This window comes from Pseudomonas syringae (assembly GCF_000737245.1).
GTDB lineage: Bacteria > Pseudomonadota > Gammaproteobacteria > Pseudomonadales > Pseudomonadaceae > Aquipseudomonas > Aquipseudomonas syringae_J.
Genome location: NZ_JPQU01000092.1, coordinates 1 through 707, shown reverse-complemented (window position 1 = coordinate 707; position 707 = coordinate 1). Strand labels below are relative to the sequence as shown.

Annotated in this window: 1 protein-coding gene; it reads left to right on the top strand. The window is 54.2% G+C overall.

What is annotated here, in order from left to right:
* Positions 1 to 615 (top strand): transposase (locus IV01_RS01610; protein WP_032631613.1); only part of this gene is annotated, 615 nt, incomplete at its 5' end.
* Between the last annotated feature and the right edge of the window lie 92 nt (positions 616 to 707).

The following is a 707-nucleotide window of genomic DNA, read 5'->3' as shown; positions in this document are numbered from 1 at the left end:
GAGCGGGTCGAAGAACAGTTCGACATCAAGCCGGATCGGCTCATCGGCGATACCGCTTATGGAACCGCACCGATGCTGGCCTGGATGGTCGACGAAAAAGACATCGAGCCACATGTGCCGGTATGGGACAAAACCGAGCGTAAGAACGACAGCCTCTCGATCAGCGATTTTCAATGGCATGAAGAAGCGCAGGAATATCGTTGCCCCACCGGACACCCGCTGCGTAGCGAATGGCGAGCCTTCAAGAACCAGCGCTCACATGTCACGAAAGCCGACACCATCATCTTTCGATCCCGGCAAACAGACTGCTCTAAATGCTCAATGAAAGAGCGCTGCTGCCCGAACACTTCGTTTAGAAAAATCGCACGCAGCGTCCATGAAGCAGCCCGCGATGTAGCGCGGCGCATCGCCAAGACACCTCAATACGTGTGCTCTCGCAATGAGCGCAAGAAGGTCGAAATGTTGTTCGCTCATCTCAAGCGAATCTTGAAACTGGATCGGTTGCGACTACGAGGAATGACCGGTGCGAACGACGAATTCACCTTGGCGGCTGCGGTACAGAATCTAAGAAGACTGGCGAAACTGACCTCTCAAGGGCCACCGACTACGGGATAGGTGCGCCTGGGATCAGCAAAAACCTTCAAATCAACCTACTAACCAAGCTGCAACGATCAACGCAGAACCGGAAAGCCACGCAACGTGGTGAA